16 protein-coding genes, 1 other RNA gene, 1 pseudogene and 1 other annotated feature are annotated in these 21,619 nt (G+C 53.6%); of the genes and pseudogenes, 14 read left to right on the top strand and 4 right to left on the bottom strand.

The features are described from left to right. The first annotated feature begins 56 nt into the window (after nucleotides 1-56). The gene (locus EVJ32_RS05675) at nucleotides 57-1,829 is read left to right on the top strand and encodes a methyl-accepting chemotaxis protein (protein WP_131457365.1); all 1,773 of its coding nucleotides are present in this window, start codon (nucleotides 57-59) and stop codon (nucleotides 1,827-1,829) included. Between the two features lie 14 nt (nucleotides 1,830-1,843). Continuing rightward, nucleotides 1,844-2,140: a hypothetical protein gene (locus tag EVJ32_RS05670; RefSeq protein ID WP_131457363.1), complete on the top strand. Its 297-nt coding sequence runs from the start codon at nucleotides 1,844-1,846 to the stop codon at nucleotides 2,138-2,140. A 124-nt stretch (nucleotides 2,141-2,264) separates the two neighbouring features. Here EVJ32_RS05670 and zupT read toward each other — a convergent pair whose 3' ends face one another. Continuing rightward, the gene (gene zupT, locus EVJ32_RS05665) at nucleotides 2,265-3,125 is read right to left on the bottom strand and encodes a zinc transporter ZupT (protein ID WP_131457361.1); all 861 of its coding nucleotides are present in this window, start codon (nucleotides 3,123-3,125) and stop codon (nucleotides 2,265-2,267) included. Nucleotides 3,126-3,343: 218 nt separating this feature from the next. Here zupT and secD point away from each other — a divergent pair. The 7 genes and pseudogenes from secD to aspS all read left to right on the top strand — a co-directional run bounded on the left by secD (nucleotide 3,344) and on the right by aspS (nucleotide 14,690). Continuing rightward, nucleotides 3,344-5,564, top strand: a pseudogene (gene secD, locus EVJ32_RS16370) (protein translocase subunit SecD). Nucleotides 5,565-5,666: 102 nt separating this feature from the next. Continuing rightward, a complete protein-coding gene (gene recJ, locus EVJ32_RS05655; protein ID WP_131457359.1) occupies nucleotides 5,667-7,964 on the top strand; it encodes a single-stranded-DNA-specific exonuclease RecJ in 2,298 nt (765 codons plus the stop codon). Nucleotide 7,965: 1 nt separating this feature from the next. After that, nucleotides 7,966-8,484 (top strand): adenine phosphoribosyltransferase, encoded by a 519-nt coding sequence (locus tag EVJ32_RS05650; RefSeq protein ID WP_016508814.1) that lies wholly within the window; start codon nucleotides 7,966-7,968, stop codon nucleotides 8,482-8,484. A 187-nt stretch (nucleotides 8,485-8,671) separates the two neighbouring features. Then, the gene (locus EVJ32_RS05645) at nucleotides 8,672-10,861 is read left to right on the top strand and encodes a RelA/SpoT family protein (protein ID WP_131457357.1); all 2,190 of its coding nucleotides are present in this window, start codon (nucleotides 8,672-8,674) and stop codon (nucleotides 10,859-10,861) included. A gap of 17 nt (nucleotides 10,862-10,878) precedes the next feature. Next, nucleotides 10,879-11,322 (top strand): D-aminoacyl-tRNA deacylase, encoded by a 444-nt coding sequence (gene dtd, locus EVJ32_RS05640; RefSeq protein ID WP_131457355.1) that lies wholly within the window; start codon nucleotides 10,879-10,881, stop codon nucleotides 11,320-11,322. Nucleotides 11,323-11,360: 38 nt separating this feature from the next. Then, nucleotides 11,361-11,595, top strand: a binding site (T-box leader). A gap of 39 nt (nucleotides 11,596-11,634) precedes the next feature. Further along, complete coding sequence (gene hisS / locus EVJ32_RS05635; protein ID WP_131443437.1) at nucleotides 11,635-12,915, top strand: histidine--tRNA ligase; 1,281 nt, start codon at nucleotides 11,635-11,637, stop codon at nucleotides 12,913-12,915. After that, nucleotides 12,912-14,690 (top strand): aspartate--tRNA ligase, encoded by a 1,779-nt coding sequence (gene aspS, locus EVJ32_RS05630; RefSeq protein WP_131457353.1) that lies wholly within the window; start codon nucleotides 12,912-12,914, stop codon nucleotides 14,688-14,690. Before hisS ends, aspS begins: the two co-directional genes overlap by 4 nt. A gap of 33 nt (nucleotides 14,691-14,723) precedes the next feature. Here aspS and EVJ32_RS05625 read toward each other — a convergent pair whose 3' ends face one another. Further along, the gene (locus tag EVJ32_RS05625) at nucleotides 14,724-14,915 is read right to left on the bottom strand and encodes a hypothetical protein (protein ID WP_070327666.1); all 192 of its coding nucleotides are present in this window, start codon (nucleotides 14,913-14,915) and stop codon (nucleotides 14,724-14,726) included. Next, on the bottom strand, nucleotides 14,912-15,262 hold the full coding sequence (locus EVJ32_RS05620) for an iron-sulfur cluster biosynthesis family protein (protein WP_131457351.1): 351 nt from the start codon (nucleotides 15,260-15,262) through the stop codon (nucleotides 14,912-14,914). The genes EVJ32_RS05625 and EVJ32_RS05620 overlap by 4 nt, the downstream gene beginning before the upstream one ends. A gap of 118 nt (nucleotides 15,263-15,380) precedes the next feature. Between EVJ32_RS05620 and EVJ32_RS05615 the strand changes: the two genes are divergently transcribed. Continuing rightward, nucleotides 15,381-17,093 carry an ABC transporter ATP-binding protein gene (locus EVJ32_RS05615; protein ID WP_131457348.1) on the top strand — a complete coding sequence of 571 codons (1,713 nt, stop codon included), beginning with the start codon at nucleotides 15,381-15,383 and terminating at the stop codon, nucleotides 17,091-17,093. 98 nt (nucleotides 17,094-17,191) lie between these two features. After that, nucleotides 17,192-18,226: a zinc-binding dehydrogenase gene (locus EVJ32_RS05610; RefSeq protein WP_131457346.1), complete on the top strand. Its 1,035-nt coding sequence runs from the start codon at nucleotides 17,192-17,194 to the stop codon at nucleotides 18,224-18,226. 50 nt (nucleotides 18,227-18,276) lie between these two features. Here EVJ32_RS05610 and EVJ32_RS05605 read toward each other — a convergent pair whose 3' ends face one another. Beyond that, nucleotides 18,277-18,924, bottom strand: coding sequence for a YczE/YyaS/YitT family protein (locus EVJ32_RS05605; protein ID WP_131457343.1), 648 nt, complete (start codon nucleotides 18,922-18,924; stop codon nucleotides 18,277-18,279). Between the two features lie 344 nt (nucleotides 18,925-19,268). Here EVJ32_RS05605 and EVJ32_RS05600 point away from each other — a divergent pair, with 344 nt between their 5' ends. The 3 genes from EVJ32_RS05600 to EVJ32_RS05590 all read left to right on the top strand — a co-directional run bounded on the left by EVJ32_RS05600 (nucleotide 19,269) and on the right by EVJ32_RS05590 (nucleotide 21,608). Next, nucleotides 19,269-20,483: a DASH family cryptochrome gene (locus EVJ32_RS05600; RefSeq protein ID WP_131457341.1), complete on the top strand. Its 1,215-nt coding sequence runs from the start codon at nucleotides 19,269-19,271 to the stop codon at nucleotides 20,481-20,483. A 75-nt stretch (nucleotides 20,484-20,558) separates the two neighbouring features. Next, nucleotides 20,559-20,745, top strand: a non-coding RNA gene (gene ssrS, locus EVJ32_RS05595) — 6S RNA. A gap of 95 nt (nucleotides 20,746-20,840) precedes the next feature. Beyond that, nucleotides 20,841-21,608 (top strand): tRNA threonylcarbamoyladenosine dehydratase, encoded by a 768-nt coding sequence (locus EVJ32_RS05590; protein WP_131457339.1) that lies wholly within the window; start codon nucleotides 20,841-20,843, stop codon nucleotides 21,606-21,608. Nucleotides 21,609-21,619 lie beyond the last annotated feature (11 nt).

Here is a 21,619-nt window from a genome sequence, read left to right as displayed (position 1 = left end):
TGAAAACGTTTGCATTAATGTCAAGTTGAGAAGAAATTGGAAATGAGGAAACGGACATGGACGTTAAACGATTATTACAACCAATCAAAAATTGGCAAGGTTGGGCTCGCGTCAAACAAACGAAAGGCCGTTCATCGATGCGACGGAAGATGGCGATCGCGCTCGTGCCGACAATCATTGCCTTGCTCCTCGTCGGTGCGCTCGGTTCTTATCAATTGCAAAAGGCTACTGCTGAGTACGATCGGGTGTTGAACGAAGGTCTCCGTGACATGTTGATCGCCGAAGATTTGGCGTTGACCGTCACTGATGCCGAGCGCTACTTGAATTATTATTTACTCGTCTCGAACCCGAAGACGCTGATCAGTTTAGAAGCGTCGCAACAAAAGCGCGACGAATTGATGGACGCCCTCAATGCGTCTTCATCTGACGACAAAGTGCTCAACTGGCTTGGGGATCTAGAGAAGTTTAATCAACTGCTCGACACTGAGATGGCACGTGCCATCGAACTGCGCCAACAACAAGATGAGATCGGGTACAAGACGGTACTCAACACGAGCGTGACCCCGACGACCGATCGGGTCCGGATGACGGTCACCGATCTCGTCGCTCATCAAGCGGAGATGTTGGACGAAGAGACGGCGGCGGTACAAGCAAACGCTGGCACCTCGATCGTCTGGATGATCATCATCAGTATCATCGGTGTCGCCATCGGGCTATTGTCGCTCTATGCGCTCCAAAAACTGTTCTTAACACCGATCAACCGTCTCGTCCGTGAAGCACGAGTCGTCGCGGAAGGAGATTTGACCGGGGAAGACATCGTCGTCAAATCGAATGATGAGCTTGGTGATCTCGTGACGGCTTTTAACGAGATGAAACGCAACCTCGTCGGGTTGATCCGCCAGGTCGGCGCGGCCTCGGATAAAGTGACGGCGTATTCGGAAGAGCTATACGCGAGCACGGACCATGTCGCGACGACGACCCAAGGCGTGGCTGGACTGTTCGAAGACATGAATATCGCGGCCCAAGTGTCGGCCAAGCGCGCCGAGGAAGGGACGTCTGGCGTCAATCAGGCCGTCACCGGCTTGAATCAAATCGCTGCCGCCTCCCAAGGTGTGAATGAACAGACGATTCATACACTTGAGGCTGCGAGCGGCGGACTTGAGACGATTCAGTTGGCCGAGAGTCAGATGCAAGAAATTCAACGGGCCAACGATTTGACCCAACAGATGGTCGAACGTCTTTCGAACCAATCGCTTGAGATTGAAAAGATTACCCGGTCGATCACGGCCATCACCGAACAGACGAACTTGCTCGCTTTGAACGCCGCCATCGAGGCAGCGCGGGCTGGCGAGCATGGAAAAGGATTCGCGGTCGTCGCCGCCGAAGTCCGAAAACTCGCCGAAGAGTCGAAACAATCGGCTAAGCAGATTCAAGCGGTCGTTGTCGATATCCAACGGGACACGAAACAAGTTGAGGCGGCGTTTGACGTGACGAGCGGGCATGTGACGAACGGCGTCGCCCAAATGGGTGAAGTCGCCGGGGCGTTCCGTGAAATCGTGTCGGTCATTCAAGAGACATCGCGTCAGATGAGTGAAATTGCCGCAGCGACAGAGGAAGTCAGTGCGAATACGACCGAAGTCGCGGTCTCGGTCGAGGACATGTCGACGAACGCGGTTTCGACGCAACGCAGTGTCGAAGAAGCGGGGGCGAACGTGGAAGAACAGCTCGCCGCGATTCAAGAAATCAATGGCATCGCCGAGACGATGAGCCATATGTCGGTTGAGTTGAAAGATCTCGTCCATTTGTTCAAGACTTCTACACCGCATTGAAAAGGGGTTTAAGTGTGGACAATACGAGCGATTTAATCGGGATATTAGTAGACAAGACAGCAAGTGATGCAGAAAGAGACGATGCTGCTATCGATTTGGGTTTTATTTCAAAAAACGAAGCAGTAGAGATTGCATTGTTGACCGTCGCAAATGATGAAGGCACGGATGAGATGATTCGAGCAAGTTGTGGAGAATCTTTAGCACAAATTTGGATTGAAAATAATGTATTAAACCTTAAAAACATTTCATTGCTGACAGGAATCGCTTTTTTTGAAGCGCTAGAAATTTTTAAGAAGAAAAACTCTGAATGATGAGTAGAGAACAAAATCATCTTAAGTGAACTACTATCTATGAAATGAAAAGAGGTCATTGAGACGGATAATCCGTTTCAACGACCTCTTTATTGATAGGTGCATAGATTGACACATGTCTTCGTTACATTAAAAGGACGAGGCTCGCTGCCATGACCATCATTCCGGCGACCATGCCGTAAATCGAGTGATGGGCCCGGCCGTATTCACGGGCGGCCGGTAACAGTTCGTCGAGCGAGATGAATACCATGATCCCACCGACGGCTGCGAACAACAAACCGAAAATCGTATCGTTCAAGAATGGCATCAAAATCAAGAAGCCGACGATGGCACCGACCGGTTCCGCTAGACCTGACAGGAACGAGAGTTTTAACGCTTTCTTCCGCGAGCCGGTCGCGTAGTAAATCGGCACCGACACGGCAATCCCTTCCGGAATATTGTGCAAGGCGATGGCAATCGCGATGGCGATACCGACGGCCGGATCATCGAGCGCGGAGATGAACGTGGCCAGTCCTTCAGGGAAGTTATGAATCGTGATGGCGAGCGCCATGAACAGACCCATTTTGTGAAGCCGTTGCTTCGTCTCCTGATTTAGCGGAGCGGGCTCATCCTTAGTTGCGGTCGTGGCTAGCTCTTGAGACGATGGGTCGTTTTGCATCGTCTCGACGAACTTGACTTCATGCGGGTTTTCAGGGGAAGGGATCAACTTATCGATTAACGCGATCAGGAGCATCCCCCCAAAAAATGCGAGCACGGTATAAATTGTGCCGGCCTTTTCCCCGTGGGCACCGACGAGTTCGACAAGCGCTTTCGGGAAGATCTCAATGAACGAGACGTAAATCATGACCCCAGCCGAGAAGCCGAGCGAGATTGACAGAAAGGCTGTGTTGGTCCGCTTCGCGAAGAAGGCGATCATGCTTCCAATCCCGGTCGCGAGCCCAGCGAATAGTGTCAACAAAAAGGCGAAAATAATTGTACTATCCATTGTAGAGGACTCCTTTGCAAACGTAATATATTTTCGATAATCATAGCATAACGTAAGTTTTGCCCTAACGCAACTTTTAGTCGTTCGGGCAAAAAAACCAGAAAATATCGAGGGTGGTGTTACAATTTTAGGAAAATGATTGATAAATGTTTAGAATATTTGTAATGTTAACGGGAGAAGTTTTATATAGAACACGTATCTAGAAAGGAAATAGCCGTATGTACAAAAAAGGGAATATCGCGATTTTTGCGGTCATCATGATCGCGACGATCTTGCTCGCCGTCTTCACGACGCCATGGGTCGTCAAGAACACGAACCTTGGACTCGACTTAAAAGGCGGGTTTGAAGTGCTGTACGAAGTCCAGCCGCTCGAGGACGGCGATGTCATCGACCAATCAGCGATGAATGCAACGGTTCGCGCTATCAACAACCGTGTCAACGTCTTAGGTGTCTCTGAACCGGATATCCGGATTGAAGACGAGAATCGCATCCGCGTCCAGTTAGCTGGCGTCTCGAACCAGAACGATGCGCGGGAAGTGCTGTCATCGACAGCACAACTCACGTTCCGTGATATCGATGACAACGTCTTGCTCGATGGGAAAGACCTCGCACCGCGAGGCGCTGCCATCAGTTATGACCCACAAGGAAACCCGGTCGTCGAGTTGACGCTCCAGTCAGCCGATAAGTTCGGCGAAGTGACGTCGCAAATCGCACAGCGTCCGGCGCCGGAGAACCGTCTCGTCATCTGGTTAGACTTTGAAGAAGGCGATTCATATGAAGAAGAGATTCAAAAGGAGAACTCGAAAATCGTCTCAGATGCTTCGGTCACTGGACCAATTCTATCTGACAAAGCGATCATCTCGGGCGGTGACATCGATGCCGAGAGCGGACAACGCTTAGCCGACATTTTGAACGCCGGGGCGCTTCCAGTCAAGCTTGAAGAGATTTACTCGACGTCGGTATCGGCCCAGTTCGGACAAGACGCGCTTGATAAGACCGTCTTTGCTTCGCTCATCGGGATTGCAGCTGTCTTATTGTTCATGCTGTTCTTCTATCGTTTACCTGGACTTGTCTCGATCATTACGCTCGTCTTGTATATCAATTTGATCATGTTATTCTTTAATGGAATCAACGCCGTCTTGACGTTGCCAGGGATTGCCGCTCTCGTCCTCGGGGTTGGTATGGCAGTTGACGCGAACATCATCACGGCCGAGCGGATTAAAGACGAGCTTCGTTCAGGCAAGTCGGTACTGTCGGCGTTCCGCGCCGGTAACCGCCGTTCGCTCAGTACGATCATCGATGCCAACTTGACGACGCTCATCTCAGCCGCTGTGTTGTTCTACTTCGGGACAAGCTCGGTCCGAGGGTTCGCCATCATGCTCATGATCTCAATTGCGATGACGTTCATCTCGAACGTCTTCATCTCACGTTATTTGATGCACCTCCTCGTCGCTAGTCGCTTGTTCGACAAACGTAAAGGCTGGTTTGGTGTGAAGGAGAGTGAAATCCGTGAACTTTAAGCTCACTGAATTAAACTATGTGAAACATATGCGCACGCTGTTCATCATCTCGTGTGCCGTCGTTATCATCGGTCTCGGTATTTTGTTCTTCCGAGGGTTAAACCTTGGAATCGACTTCGCGTCAGGGACGCGTGTCGAAGTGCAGACGGAGACACAAGTGTCACAACAAGAACTTGAAGCCGCCTTTACCGAAGCGGGCGTCGACGAGTCGATTTCTTCGATTCAGTACGCCGATGGAGGGGCGCTCGCGAACGTGACGTTCGTCGGTCAGCTCGGCCAGGATGAAGTCGCTTCAGTCAAGACTGTATTCACGGAAACGTTTGGAAGTGATCCGAATATTAGTACCGTTTCAGCCGAAGTCGGCCGCGACATCGCCCGTAACGCCATCTATGCGGTCGCTCTCGCGTCGCTCGGGATCATTCTCTACATCACGTTCCGGTTCCAATTCTCGTATGCGGTCGCGACCGTCGTCGCGATGTTGCATGATGCGTTCTTCATGATCGTCGCGTTCTCGATTTTTGGGATCGAAGTCAACTTGTACTTCGTCGCTGCGATCTTGACGATCATCGGGTACTCGGTCAACGATACGATCGTCACGTTCGACCGATTGCGCGAGAATATTCAAGCGTACGAAAAAGAGCGGAAGATCAAGTCGATGGACGTATACCGCGACATCGTCAACACGTCGATTCAAGAGACGATCGTCCGTTCGGTCAACACCGTCATCACCGTGCTCGTGACGGCGCTCGCTTTGTACATCTTCGGAGCCGAATCGATTCGCGGCTTCGCGGTCGCACTTCTCATCGGACTTGTCATGGGGATGTACTCGTCGCTCTTCATCGCGTCATACCTCTGGCTCATGCTCAAAAAATTAACGATCAATAAAAAGAAACAAGCCACACCCGCCCCTGAGGCGTGATGACAAGGTCTTCCGATTCGTTCGGAGGACCTTTTTCATATGTCAAGACGGCAAAACACGTCTCTGTTCTGATATAATCAACAGTTGATTGGAGTGAAGGATATGTATCATGCAAAGAAACGGTGGGTGTATCCGGAGACGGATGCGACCGCGATCGAACAACTACAGACAGAACTAAATATATCGGAACAACTCGCGACGTTGCTCACGCAACGGGGCCATCGAGAGCCTGACGCAGCGAAGGCGTTCCTCCAGATCGAGGACGAACTCGAGTTCCACGACCCGAACTTGTTCGAGCAGATGCCGAAAGTCGTCGAACGCCTGAAGCGAGCGGCTGACGAAGGCGAGATGGTGCTCATCTACGGGGATTACGACGTCGATGGGGTCAGTGCTTCGGCCGTCATGTGGCATGCGTTGACTGAGATCGGGGTCATGGCCGAGTGCTATATCCCGAACCGGTTCACGGAAGGATACGGGCCGAACAAAGAAGCGTTCAGTTGGGCGGCAAGTGAAGGGTTCACGCTCGTCATCACGGTCGACTGCGGGATCTCGGGGATCGAAGAAGCGGCGCTGTTGAAAGAACTGAACGTCGACTTGATCATCACCGACCACCACGAGCCGAAAGCGACGCTACCTGACGCGTTTGCGATCATTCATCCACACATCGATCCGTCGTATCCATACGACAAGCTCGCCGGAGCCGGAGTCGCCCTTAAAGTGGCACACGCCGTGCTCGGGCGGATGCCTGACGAGCTGCTCGACTTGGCTGTCCTCGGGACAATCGCCGATCTCGTCCCGCTCGACGGAGAAAACCGTCTGCTCGCGAAGCTTGGTCTAAAGGCGCTCGATGAATCGAAGCGGCCCGGGATTTTAGCGCTGCGCGAAGTGTGTGCCTTGACGGACAGCACGCTCAACGAAGAGTCGGTCGGGTTCGCGTTCGGTCCCCGCATCAATGCGGCCGGACGACTTGACTCGGCGATGCCAGCCCTCCAGATGCTGCTCGCCGAAAGTGTCGAAGAAGCACTCGTCTTAGCGAATCAACTCGATAAACAAAACAAAGAGCGTCAAGACATCGTCAAGACGATCGCGAAAGAAGCGACCGAACTCGTCGAAGCATCGATGACGGACGACCGTGTCCTCGTCGTCGCGAGCGAACGTTGGAATCCGGGCGTCGTCGGAATCGTCGCCTCACGTCTCGTCGAGGCGTACTATCGACCGGTCATCCTGCTCTGCCACGATCCGAAGACGGGGAAAGCTAAGGGTTCGGGCCGCTCGATCGATGGTTTTGACTTATTTAAAGAGCTTTCTAAAAACGAAGATATTCTCCCGCACTTCGGAGGACACCCGGCAGCGGCCGGGATGACGCTCATGTCAGAGAATGTGGCTGAGCTGAGACGACGCTTGAACGAGCAAGCGGAATCGATTCCGGACGAGACGTTCGTCGCCCGCGTGAACGTCGATTTGAAGCTCGACGTCAGTGACGTATCGCTCGACTTGATCGCAGAAATCGGCAAGCTCGCCCCGTTTGGGATGGGCAACCCGTCACCGCGGGTCGTCGTCGCGGACGCGAAACTGCGCGATATCCGTCAAATCGGGCGCGACAACACGCACCTTAAAGTCCAGCTTGCTGGAGACAAGCGCGAACTCGACGGCATCGGCTTCGGGTTCGGTCACGTCGTCTCGGAAATCTCGAAGATGGCACACATCTCGGTCATGGGGAGTCTCCAAGTGAACGAATGGAACGGGATGCGCAAGCCGCAACTCATGATTCAAGACATCCGTGTCGATGGGTTCCAAGTGTTCGATTATCGAGGCAAGAAAAACTCGATTGATGAATTGAGACAGCTTCCGAGTGACGCGACATCGTACGTGTCGTTCAGAGGCGAGTCGAACGAGTTTTCCCTCCACGATTTCAAAACGCCGGTCAAACGGTTCGTCGTCTTGCTCGATTTACCGGACGACGAGACGGCGCTGTCCGACCTGCTCAACGAAGACGTCGAGCGCGTCTATTGCGCGTTCGGCCAAGCGGGTAATTCGTTTTTCGAGAAATTGCCGAGCCGGGAAGATTTCCGAACGTATTACGTCCATATGGCCACGTGCGAACGGAAACACCTGCGTGAAAACTTGATTCGTTTGTCAATCGAACGAAAATGGACAAAAAATACGATTCAATTTATGCATCAAGTATTCTCTGAACTCGAATTTCTTGTTACAATGGAAGACGGACTGCCTGGAGTGAATCCAGAAGCACCGAAACGTGATTTGACCGAAGCGCCTTGTTACAAACGTCGCGTCGGACGAGAACAACTCGAAGAACGTTTCGTCTATGCGTCGTTGGCAGAGCTGAAAGAGCGATTACAATCATTGCGATCGAACAAGATGCAGGAGGCTTACACATAAAATGGATTTCAAACAGCATATTAAAGAAGTAGCGGATTACCCGAAAGAAGGGATCAGCTTTAAAGACATCACGTCGCTTATGCAAGACGGACCTGCCTATAAGAAAGCGGTCGACGAATTGATCGTCTACGCGCAGGAACGTGGCGCTGAACTCATCGCCGGACCAGAAGCACGCGGATTCGTCGTCGGATGCCCGGCGGCTTACGCCCTCGAACTCGGCTTCGTCCCGGTACGTAAAGAAGGCAAGTTACCGCGCGAGACGGTTCGCGTATCGTACGGTCTTGAATACGGCACGGACATTTTGACGATGCACAAAGATTCAATCAAGCCAGGTCAGCAAGTCGTCATCCTCGACGATTTACTGGCGACGGGTGGCACGATCGAAGCGACGATCAAAATGATCGAACAACTCGGTGGTGTCGTTGCTGGAATCGGGTTCTTAATCGAACTCGACGGCCTCGGTGGACGCGAACGTCTCGAAGGATACGACGTGTTCTCACTCATCCGCTACGAAGACTGAGGAAACGGGAAGCTCATGCTTCCCGTTTTTTGAATAGTTTTTGAGGAAAACAACCTACAACCTTTGACAGGTCGTCAGATTTTTTTGATAATGGTAATAAAAAATAGAACAACTTGAACGCAAACTACTACCATGCTGCGACGAATCCGAGACGTTGGGAGCGGTAAGAAAAAGGGTGTCGAATGTTATGACCAAAAAACAAATCGTAAGTATTGAGGATCTTCTCGACGCGCTCGGGAAGTATATGGATGAGCATGATGTTGCCGAAGTGAAACGCGCTTACGAATACGCAAAACTTCATCATACCGGTCAGTTCAGACGTTCAGGTGAACCCTACATCCTGCACCCGGTACAAGTGGCCGGTATTCTCGTCGACATCGGCTTAGATGCGACGACGATTGTCGGTGCCTTGTTGCACGACGTTGTCGAGGACACGGATGTCACGCTCAAAGAACTGACTGACGAATTTGGGGTTGAAGTCGCCATGCTTGTCGATGGTGTGACGAAGCTCGGGAAGATCAAATATAAGTCGAAGAAAGAAGAACTCGCGGAGAATCACCGTAAGATGATTATCGCGATGGCTGAAGACGTGCGTGTCATCTTGATCAAACTCGCCGACCGCTTGCACAACATGCGGACGTTGCAGCATATGCCAAAAGAGAAGCAAGTCCAAAAAGCCGAGGAGACGCTTGAAATCTTTGCGCCGCTCGCGCACCGAATGGGGATCTCGACGATCAAGTGGGAGCTCGAAGATATTTCGTTACGCTATATCAACCCGCAGCAATACTATAAGATCGTCTCGATGATGAAACAGAAACGGACAGAGCGTGAAGCGCTCGTCACGTCGGTCATCACTGAAGTGAACGCCGTGCTCGATGAAGTGAGTATTGAAGCCGATGTCAACGGTCGACCGAAACATATTTACTCGATTTACAATAAGATCGTGAAACATAATAAAGAGTTCAATGAAATTTACGACTTGATGGCGGTCCGGATCATCGTCGATTCGATCCGTGATTGCTACGCTGTCCTCGGGATCATTCATACGCAGTACAAGCCGATGCCGGGTCGTTTCAAGGACTATATCGCCATGCCGAAACCGAACATGTATCAATCGCTTCACACGACGGTGATCGGACCGAAGGGTGAGCCGCTCGAGGTGCAGATCCGGACGAAGGACATGCACTTCATCGCCGAGTTCGGGATTGCCGCGCACTGGGCTTATAAAGAAGGCAAAAACGTCGCGACGAACGGGTTCGATGAAAAGATCGCCCATCTTCGTGAAATTTTAGAGCTGCAAAAAGATACGACCGACGCCGAAGAGTTCATGGAGTCGCTCAAAGTCGACTTCTTCAGCGACATGTTGTACGTCTTTACGCCGAAAGGTGACGTGTTTGAGTTGCCGAAAGGCTCGGTCCCGATCGACTATGCGTACCGCATCCATACCGAGATCGGTCATCGGATGACCGGTGCGAAAGTGAACGGACGCATGGTGCCGCTCGACCATAAACTCGAGACGGGTGACATCATCGAGATCATCACGTCGAAACATAGTTATGGACCGAGCAAGGACTGGCTCAAACTCGCCGTCTCGAGTCAGGCGAAGAATAAGATCCGCCAATGGTTCAAACGCCAACAACGTGAAGAGAACGTCGAGAAAGGCAAAGAACTCGTCGATGTCGAGATCAAGAAGCTCGGCTTCGAACCGAAAGAAGTCATCGATGACCAGTCGATCAGCATCGTCGTCGAGAAGTTCAACTTCGGGAACGAAGAAGAGATGTACGCCGCCGTCGGCTATCACGGCATCACCGCGGCCCAAGTCGCGCACAAGTTGACGGAGAAGCAACGGAAAGAGCCGAAACTCGAACTGTCTGACGCGATCAACGAACTAAAAGTCAGCCAGTCACCGAAGAAGAAGACGGCCGAGGCCGGCGTCTCGGTCAAAGGGATCGACAATATGCTCATCCGGATGAGCCGGTGCTGTAACCCGGTGCCGGGCGACGAAATCGTCGGATATATCACCCGCGGTCGCGGCGTCTCGATCCACCGGAAAGACTGCTTGAACATCATCAACGAGCAACACCCGGAACGCCTCTTGACCGTCGAGTGGGAAGCGGGCCAGGCGAAAGAGAAGAACTACAACGTCGATATCGAGATCACCGGTTATGACCGGTCGGGACTGTTGAACGACGTGCTCCAAGCCGTCTCAGCGACGAACACGAACATCATCGCCGTCAGCGGGCGTGGGGACCAAAACAAACAAGCCCGCATCTCGATGACGATCTCGATTCCGAACGTGAACCATTTGCAAAAAGTCGTCGACCGGATCAAACAGATCTCGGACGTATACTCGGTCAGCCGAGTCATGATGACGTGACGAAAGGAAGATTTTAAGTGCGTGTATTGTTGCAACGAGTGAAGGAAGCATCTGTCAAAGTCGATGAACAGACGGTCGGACAAATCGACGCCGGCTATCTGCTTCTCGTCGGGGTGACCCATGAGGATACCGAGCAGGAAGTGAACTGGCTCGCCGATAAAGTGGCGGGGCTCCGTGTGTTCGAAGACGCGGACGAGAAGATGAACTTGTCGATTCAAGACGTCGCCGGCAAAGTGTTGTCAGTGTCGCAGTTCACGCTGTACGGCGATACGTCGAAAGGCCGCCGTCCCGCGTTCACGCAGGCGGCGAAACCCGACATCGCCGAACGTCTTTACGAACAGTTCAACGACCGTTTGCGGACGCACGGACTCGTCGTCGAGACCGGAAAGTTCGGGGCGATGATGGACGTCGGGCTCGTCAACGACGGTCCGGTCACGCTCATGCTCGAAAAAAACGCTTGACAGAAGGCGCCAAAATTCGGCATCATGAACCATATAACCTAACACCTATGATAAAGAGAAGTACGGTCACCCCACCAGCAAAGAGAGCGATGCCGAGGCTGAAAGCATCGACTGGATGATGACCCGAACGACACTTTGGAGGTGCTTCCTTGAACGTTTAGTAGGGGAAGCCGTTTCATCGGGCGTTAACCGATTTCGAGTGGCAGAGTATCGATTTTGGCTCTGCAACGAGGGTGGTACCACGGGAAACTTTAACAGGCTCTCGTCCCTTTGCGGACGAGGGCCTTTTTGTATTCTAAGGAGGGAATTTTGATGAAAGCACCACGCGGTACACAAGACCTGCTCCCAGGCACGGTCGAGACGTGGCAGTATGTCGAAGACAAGTTACGCGACATTAGTGCCCGCTACAACTATAAAGAGATTCGCACACCGATTTTTGAAACGACGGACCTGTTCACACGCAGCGTCGGCGAGACGACGGACATCGTCCAAAAAGAGATGTTCACGCTCGTCAAAAAAGGCAAGGACGAGTACACGCTCCGTCCGGAAGGGACGGCCTCGGTCGTTCGCGCTTTCGTCACGAACAAACTGTTCGGCAGTCCCGATCAACCGACAAAGCTGTACTACATGGGACCGATGTTCCGTTACGAGCGTCCGCAAAAAGGCCGTTTCCGCCAATTGCACCAGTACGGTGTCGAGGCGATCGGCAGCAGTGACCCGGCCGTCGACGCCGAAGTGATCAGCCTCGCCTACACGATCTACAAATCGTTCGGCTTACAAAAAATCAAAGTCGTCGTCAACTCGCTCGGTGACGCGGAAAGCCGCAACGCCCACCGCGAAGCGCTCATCCGTCACTTCGAGCCGGTCCAAGACGAACTATGCCAAGACTGTCAGACGCGCCTGCACCAAAACCCGCTCCGCGTCCTCGACTGTAAAGTCGATCGCGATCACCCGGCGATGAAGTCGGCACCGTCGATCCTCGACTTTTTGAACGAAGAGTCGAAAGCGTATTTCGACAAAGTGCTCGAGCACTTGGACGCGCTCGGTGTCGCATACGTTGTCGACCCGACACTCGTCCGTGGCCTCGATTACTACACGCACACGGCGTTTGAGATCATGTCGGAAGCAGAAGGTTTCGGCGCTATCACGACGCTTTGCGGCGGTGGACGCTACAACGGTCTCGTCCAAGATATCGGCGGTCCGGATATGCCAGGTATCGGCTTCGGGATCGGGCTTGAACGGCTCATCCTCGCGCTCGAGAACGAGAACGTGCTCCCTGAGCTTGCGACCGGGCTTGATGTCTTCGTCGTCGCCCAAGGCGGAAAAGACGTCGAGACGACGGCGACGCGCCTGTTGCAACTCCTCCGCATGGAAGGGTTCAAAGCCGACCGCGATTACCTCGGACGTAAGTTCAAAGGACAATTCAAACAAGCCGACCGCTTAAATGCGGCATTCACCGTCATCCTCGGAGACGATGAAGTCGAACGCGGCTCGGCCTCGCTCAAAGTCATGGCAACTGGAGAACAAGTCGACGTGCCGCTCTCGGCCGTCGCAGACAAAATTCGTGAACTATCGGAAGGAGCAGGACAATGATCGGACGCACACATATGAACGGCCGCGTGACAGAGTCACTGATCGGCCAAGAAGTACAATTGAAAGGTTGGGTTCAAAAACGACGCGACCTCGGAGGACTCATCTTCATCGACCTTCGTGACCGCACAGGCATCGTCCAAGTCGTCGTGCGCCCTGAGAACGAAGCGGTGCACAAGCTCGCGGAATCAATCCGTAGCGAGTACGTCTTAGACATCAAAGGGACCGTCCTCGAACGTGAAAACAAAAACCCGAACATGCCGACAGGGAACATCGAAGTCATCGCTTCAGAGATCAACATCTTGAACGCGGCGAAGATGACACCGATCCCGATCGGCGACGAAGCGGAAAACGTCTCAGAAGACCTTCGCCTCAAATACCGTTACCTCGACCTGCGTCGTCCGGCACTCCAAGAGACGTTCCGTCTCCGCTCGAAGGCGTCGAACACGATCCGTAACTTCTTGACAGAAGAAGAGTTCCTCGAAGTCGAGACGCCGATCTTGACGAAGTCGACACCGGAAGGCGCCCGTGACTATCTCGTCCCGAGCCGTGTCCACGGTGGCGAGTTCTACGCGCTCCCACAATCACCGCAGCTGTTCAAACAGTTGCTCATGGTCGCTGGGTTCGACCGTTACTTCCAAATCGCCCGCTGTTTCCGTGACGAAGACCTCCGGGCCGACCGTCAACCGGAATTCACACAAGTCGACATCGAGACGAGCTTCATGGACGTCGAAGACTTGATGGCGATGATGGAAGCGATGATGGGGCAAGTGATGGAAGCGACGCTCGGTCGCACCGACACACCGTCCAAGTTCGAGCGGATGACGCACGAGGAAGCGATGCGTCGCTTCGGTTCGGATAAGCCGGACACACGTTTCGGTCTCGAACTCATCGACGTCGCCGACGCTGTCACAGGCGCAGGCTTCAAAGTGTTCGATATGGCGCTCGAGTCGAACGGACACGTCAAAGCGATCAACGTCAAAGGCGAGGCCGACAAGTTCTCGCGTAAAGACATCGACAAGCTTCAAGAGTTCACGGCCGTCTACGGCGCGAAAGGCCTCGCTTGGCTTAAAGTGACGGCTGAAGGCTTGAATGGACCGATCGCGAAGTTCTTCGACGAGACGTACGCACAGAAGTTGATTGAAGCGACGAACGCGGAAGCGGGCGACCTGCTCTTGTTCGTGGCGGCAAAACCAACTGTCGTCGCCGACAGCCTCGGCGCTCTTCGCGTCAAGCTCGGTCATGAGCTCGGTCTCATCGACGAGTCGAAGTTCAACTTCCTTTGGGTGACGGACTTCCCGCTCGTCACGTTCGAAGAAGAAGACGGCCGCTTCTACGCCAACCACCACCCGTTCACGATGCCAAACCGTGACGACCTCCATCTTCTCGAGACGGACCCAGCAAGCGTGCGCGCGCTCGCCTATGACCTCGTCTTGAACGGTTATGAGCTCGGTGGCGGATCGCAGCGGATTTATGAACGTGACATTCAAGAGCGCATGTTCAAACTGCTCGGCTTCACAGAAGAAGAAGCGGTCGACCAGTTCGGCTTCTTGCTCGAAGCGTTCGAATACGGCACACCGCCGCACGCGGGTATCGCGCTCGGTCTCGACCGCCTCGTCATGATCCTCGCGGGTCGTTCGAACCTCCGTGACACGATCGCCTTCCCGAAAACGGCGTCGGCGAGCTGTCTATTGACGCAAGCACCAAGCCCGGTCGCGGACGCGCAACTCGAAGAGTTGTCAATCCGGACAGCGGTGAAAGAGAAGAAACAAGGATAAACGAAAGGAGGTTCGCCGCGGCGAACCTCCTTTTTAGTCATTCTGCTGTTCCATCTTTTTTGCGGTCCGTTGAAGCGCGAACCCGAAAGCGAACAGCGATGCGATCACGGCCGTCATCGTATAGACGGAGTCCGTGAAAGCGAGATAGATACCGAACAAACCGAGGCCGAAGCTGAGGAGGAACCAAAGCATCAACTTCGGGTGCTCCTGGAGCGCTTGTTTCATGCGCTCGGCACGTTCAGCTGGCAACCGGTCCCGTCGGTCACGAGCAGGTTCGAGTTGAACACTTGGCCGTTGCTCTTCAAGACGAGCGACCGTTTGTCGTCGCGAAAGTCGATGATCATGTCCTCATCGAGAAACACTTTCGTCCAGTTCTTGATGAGGATTGGCCCGACGTTCGAGTCGATCTCGACGTCTTCCGGTGTCGTCTCGGTCACGTAACGGATCTCGAAGATGCCGCTATTGCCGCAACCGCAGCCTTCCGTCTCATAAAACAAATGCATCTGTCCGTCACGGTCGCCTTTTAAGGCGTTAATGCGCTCGTTCGCGCGGTCTGTAATCTGTACGTTCATTGTTATCACTCCTTACGTCCATTATACATCGTCTGAAAAAAGATTGAAAAAGACGTGCTTCCCATTTTCCACTTCCTGCAAAAAAGCGTAAACTATTTGTTTAGAAGGGGGAAAGGAAATGATCTCACGTTTTTTTAGTTATTACCGTCCACATAAGAAGTTATTCATCCTTGATTTCACGTTCGCCCTCCTCGTCGGCCTGCTCGAGCTCGGGTTCCCGCTCGCAGTGAAATGGTTCATCGACGTTCTGTTACCAGGCGGGGAATGGAACTGGATCATTATCATCAGTATCGGTTTGCTTATTCTGTACATACTCGCCATGATGATGCAGTACGTCGTCAACTATTGGGGACATAAGCTCGGGATCAATATCGAGACTGATATGCGCGAAGAACTGTTCACGCACATCCATAAGCAATCGTTCCGCTTCTTCGACAACCATAAGACCGGTCACTTGATGAGCCGGGTCACGAACGACTTGTTCGACATCGGCGAAGTGGCACACCACGGCCCGGAAGACTTCTTCATCGCCATCATGACGTTGCTCGGCGCGTTCGGGATCATGTTCTCGATCAATCCGCAACTTGCGCTCGTGACGGTCATCGCCGTTCCGTTCCTCGTCATCATGATCACGTACGCCAATAAAAACATGAACAAGGCGTGGCAAAAGATGTACGGCAACATCAGTGAAGTGAACGCCCGCGTCGAAGACAGCGTCTCTGGCGCGCGTGTCGTCCAGTCGTTCACGAACGAGACGTTCGAGATCAACCGGTTCCAACAAGACAACAACTTCTATCGCGGTTCGAAGATCGAAGCGTATCGGGTCATGAGTAAGTCGCTCGCCGGGATCTATATCACGACACGGCTCATGACGTTGCTCGTCCTCGTCTACGGGGCGTACTTGACGTATGAAAACGAATTGACATACGGTGAGCTCGTCGGTTTCATCTTGTATATGAACTTGCTCATCAAACCGGTCGAGAAGATCACGGCGCTCCTCGAGATGTATCCGAAAGGGATGGCCGGCTTCAAACGGTTCACAGAACTGATCGATGAGGCACCGGACATCGAGAACCGTCCGGATGCGGTCGAGGTCAGTTCACTGAAAGGGAACATCGCTTTCCACGATGTCTCGTTCGGCTACTCGGACTACCGAGAAGTGTTGACGCATATCGACCTCGACATCACGACCGGGTCGACGGTCGCCCTCGTCGGGACGAGCGGTGCCGGCAAGACGACGATCTGCTCGCTCATCCCACGCTTTTATGACGTGACGGCTGGGGCCATCACGATCGACGGGATCGACATCCGTGACATGACGAAAGAGAGTCTGCGTCGCCAGATCGGGATCGTGCAGCAGGACGTGTTCTTGTTCGCCGGGACACTTCGCGAGAACATCGCCTACGGCAAGCTCGAGGCGAGCGACGCGGAAGTCATGCACGCGGTCGAGAAGGCACATTTGAATTCGCTCGTCGACGAACTCGAGCACGGGCTCGACACGCAGATCGGAGAGCGGGGACTGAAACTGTCGGGCGGACAGAAACAACGGATCGCCATCGCCCGCATGTTCTTGAAAAACCCGCCGGTCTTGATCTTAGATGAAGCGACGTCCGCCCTCGACACCGAGACGGAAGCGATCATCCAAGAGTCGCTTACGGAACTCGCGGCCGACCGGACGACGCTCATCATCGCGCACCGTCTTGCGACCGTGAAGAATGCCGACCGCATCCTCGTCGTCACCGCCGACGGCATCGTCGAGGACGGCACGCACGACGAGTTGAGTGCCAAAGGCGGCGTCTTCGCCGGGCTGCTCAGACGGCAGCAGCTCTAACTAGTCGGGCAGCCACCAGTGATTCAAGTCTTGGTGGCTGTTTTGCGTAAAATGGGTATAAACAAGCATCAGTGTATGTGTGAGGAGGAAATGAATTGATGAAAGCAGTTCAAGTTATCGGATACGGTGACGTCGATCAATTACAGGTCGTCGACGTTCCGGTCCCGACACCGAAAGACGATGAGGTGCTCGTTCGCGTACAGGCGTGCGGCATCAACAATACGGAGATATGGATGCGAGAAGGGGCGTACGGGACGGATCAGGAGTCGGGCTGGCGTCCGGAGGGAGTCCAGTTTCCCCGGATTCCAGGATCAGATATTACCGGAGAAATTGTCGGGGTCGGGAATCAAGTGGATGAAGGGATGATCGGCCGGCGTGTCGTCTTGTTCCCGTTCACGTCGAGTGGGGCGGACGGTGCGGAGCATATCGCTCCCGACATGTCGTTCATCGGCTCGGAATATGACGGTGGTTATGCGGAATATGTCGTCTGGCCGGCCGAGCTTTGTTATGACATGCCGCTCGACAGTTTCGTCGACAGCGCCGTCTTCTCGGTGAGCGGGTTGACGGCGTGGCACATGAACGAGCAAATTCAAATCCGTCCTGGTGAGACGGTCGTCGTCACCGGTGCGAGCGGCGGTGTCGGCTCGTTGAACGTGCAGATTGCAGCGCACGTGTTCGGAGCGAACGTCATCGCCATCATAGGCGATTTGAAAGACGCACCGAAACTGAAAGCGCTCGGGGCGAGCCACGTCGTTTCCTATCGGTCGAAGACGCTCGCGGACGAGATTTTAGCAGCGAACGGTGGACCGGTCGATGCCGTGCTCGACGTCGTCGGGGATGCGTTGTTCGCAACGTCGCTCGATGTATTGAAGAACGGCGGTAAGTTTTGCATATCCGGATCGGCCGGGGGACAACGGACCGATCTCGATTTCCGTACGCTCTACTTGAAGCACATTACGATGTATGGATCGGTGCTCGGGACACGAGCGGAATTCAAAGCGATGCTCCAAGCGATTTCGAGCGGTCAAATCAAGCCTGTCGTCGACCGCACATTCCCGTTAGAAGAGGCCCGGGCGGCGCAAACGTATTTCAAACAGCAAGGCAAGGTCGGTAAGATCGTCCTCGTCCCGTAACAGCAAAGAGAGGAAATCGGACCCCTTGAGTCCGATTTCCTCTCTTAAATTCAGGCGATATCAGCTTTCGCCCGGTCGATGACCGAGACGAGCCGGCGAAACTGTTCGAGCCAAAACTGGAAGAACGGACCGATCAAGAAAATCGACAGCACCGTCCCGAAAAAGACAGGACCGCCGAGCACCCAGCCGATCAAGCAAGCGGAAAGCTCCATCCACGTCCGCATCATGCGGACCGACGTATTGAAACGGTCGGCCAAGGCGAGCGTCAGTCCGTCACGCGGGCCGGCGCCGTAACCGATGGCGACATAAAGACCGGCGCCCATGCCGATGACGAAGATGCCGAGGACGAGCCAGGCGATATTGAGTGCGGTGCCGTCGAGCGTCGGCAGCAAGTGGTGGTCGAGGATCAAGTTCATGAACACGCCGACGAAGACGGCGTTGACGAGCGTCCCGAACTGGGGTCGGATGCGGTCCAATATGTACTTGCATAAGACGAGCCACAGGCCGACGAGGAGGATGATCGTCCCGACCGAGAGCGGCGTGTGCCGGGCGAGCCCGAGATGGAGCACGTCCCACGTCGAGACGCCGAGGTCGGCCGTGATCATCATCGACGATCCGAGAGCGAGCAGGAACAAACCACCCATGAACAACGCCCACTTCAAACTGATTCGTAAAGACTGTATCCATACCGCCTGCATGTTAGTCGCCTCGATTCCCTAAAATGTTCCATCATCATATCATAATTGGTTTCAAGGCAAGAAAAAAACGCCTCAGCTTGGCTGAGACGTCATTGATTATTTTTTAGGTGTTTCTGCTTTTTTTGCTTTGTTCTTTTTATAATAATTGTAGACGAACGGAGCGACCGCCGTCGCGACTTTGATGAGTGTACCGAATTTTCCTTTTCTAGCCATATTGTTGCACCCCTTTCTCTTCTCTAAAGAGTTATATTCCACACGTTGCGGAAATGAAAACATATTTCGAACAGGTTCGACACGATTGATGGCAGATGCATCACGCATAATAGAGCCAGGAGGCGAAGAATATGAAGACGATTATTTGGTATCAGAACGATTTACGAATCGATGACCATCGGCCGCTCGAAGAGGCGCAAAAACATGATGAAGCGATCGAGGGGCATTACTTTATAAGGGAGGACGAGCTGAACGAAAATCAGTTCGGCGTCATCCCGCTCGGGGCCAGACGGCTTCAATTTTTAAAAGAGTCGCTAGAAGACTTGGCCGGATCGCTCGACGCGCTTGGGATCCCGCTCCATATCCATGTCGGTCATCCGCTCGACATCCTCGACCCGACAGACCGGCTGTTGTTTCAACGGTCGATCGGATTGAACGAACGCTTGCTTGAAAAAGACGTCATCGCACGTTGGCAAGGGGAGTGGCAATCGTTCGACGGATTCACACTGTATCCACGCACCGAAATCCCGTTTAAAAAGATGCCGTTTTTGTTCACCGAGTTCCGAAAAGCGGTCGAGGACGATGCCCGTCCTGAACAGCTGATCGAGCGGACGAGTACAGGTCAGTCGCGTCCGCTCCCGTTTCCTGTCCCGTTCGAGCGTCCGACGCTTGACACCCGGTCCGCATTCCCGTTTCAAGGCGGCGAGACGTCGGGGCGGAAACGTCTGAGCGACTATTTGGCAGGTCCCGTCCGTACGTATAAAGAGACGCGGAACGGCTTTGGGGTCGACGACTCATCCAAGTTGTCGGCTTTTCTTGCCAACGGGTCGCTCTCGCCGCGGCGTGTGCTCCATGAACTAGAGCTTCATGAACGACAGCACGGGGCGAACGAGTCGACATATTGGCTCTATTTTGAACTGTTGTGGCGCGAGTTTTTCCAATGGATCGCGCTCGAGCAAGGGAAGCGGTTGTTCCGTCGCCAAGGGATACGTTCGAAGGACAAGGCGTGGAAAGTGGACGAGGACGTGATTCATCGGTGGCAGAAAGGCGAGACGGGCGTCGCGTTCGTCGACGCGTTCATGCGCGAATTGAACACGACGGGATGGATGTCGAACCGGGGCCGGCAAATCGTCGCGAGCTACTTCGCCAAAGAGCTCGGACAAGATTGGCGCTATGGTGCGGCCTACTTCGAAGCGATGCTCATCGACTATGACGTCGCCAGCAATTATGGCAATTGGGCGTATCAGGCCGGTGTCGGCAACGATTCACGCGACCGGCGTTTCAACGTCTCACGCCAACAAGATACGTATGACCCGACGCGTGCGTTTCGTGACACGTGGATGTGACGAAACCGTCACTAGAAATCGTGGTTTCTGATTGACTTCTTTTTACAGGTAGTGCTATAGTAAGGACAACAGATGGGATACCTGAGGTGTACGAGAGCCGCCTTCGTTATTTTGAGCCAACACTTTGAATACGGGAGATCGAACTGCCAGCCGGATCAACTGCCTCATCACGTGCAGGAGGACTTGTGAAGGGGACGCTAGATCACCCACCTGCTTAAGCAGGTTCAAAAGCAGGGCATCGTCACGGCACTCCGGGCCCCATCGATTTTATTGTAAAAACGTCGCTAGACGTCTTTTTTTTGATTATAATTCCGAGTAAAATAGTGTGAAAAAATAGTATTAATTTGGAGGAAGCTTATGTTACACCAGTTTTCACGTAATGAGTTGGCTATCGGTCAAGAAGGTATTGAAACGTTGAAAGGGAAGACGGTCGCCATTCTTGGCGTCGGCGGTGTCGGCTCGTTCGCGGCCGAAGCGCTTGCCCGGAGCGGGGTCGGTCGGATCGTGCTCGTCGACAAGGACGATATTGACATCACGAACGTCAATCGTCAAATCCACGCGCTCTTGTCGACAGTCGGACAACCGAAAGTCGAGGCGATGGGGGCGCGTCTGCTCGACATCAATCCGGACGTCGAACTCGTCCAGTTGAAGATGTTTTATACCGAAGAGACGTTCGAAGAGTTCTTCGCTCAAAACGTCGATTTCGTCATCGACGCGTCAGATACGATCATCTATAAGATCCATTTGATCGTCGAGTGTAAACGTCGCGGTATCCCGGTCATCTCGAGCATGGGGATGGCCAACAAGATGGACCCGACCCGGATTCAAGTCATCGACATTAAAGACACGTCATACGATCCGATCGCGAAGATGGTGCGGACGCGTTTGCGTAAACATAACATCTATAAAGGCGTGCCGGTCGTGTTCTCGGACGAGTCACCGATCGTGACGCGCGAGGACGTGAACGAGGTCGTCGGTAAGAAAGACGCCCCGATCCGTAAAGCGAAGATGCCACCGAGCTCGAACGCGTTCGTGCCGTCGGTCGCAGGACTCGTCGCCGCCGGGTACGTCGTCAATCAAATGCTCGAGACGGCTGGTGTCGAGATCAATCGCATCCAGAACTGAGAAAACGACGC

The sequence above is a fragment of the Exiguobacterium sp. SH5S4 genome (assembly GCF_004337045.1).
Taxonomy (GTDB): domain Bacteria; phylum Bacillota; class Bacilli; order Exiguobacteriales; family Exiguobacteriaceae; genus Exiguobacterium; species Exiguobacterium aurantiacum_A.
Note: the sequence above shows the minus strand (reverse complement) of the source record. Positions and strands in the feature narration are given on the sequence as shown.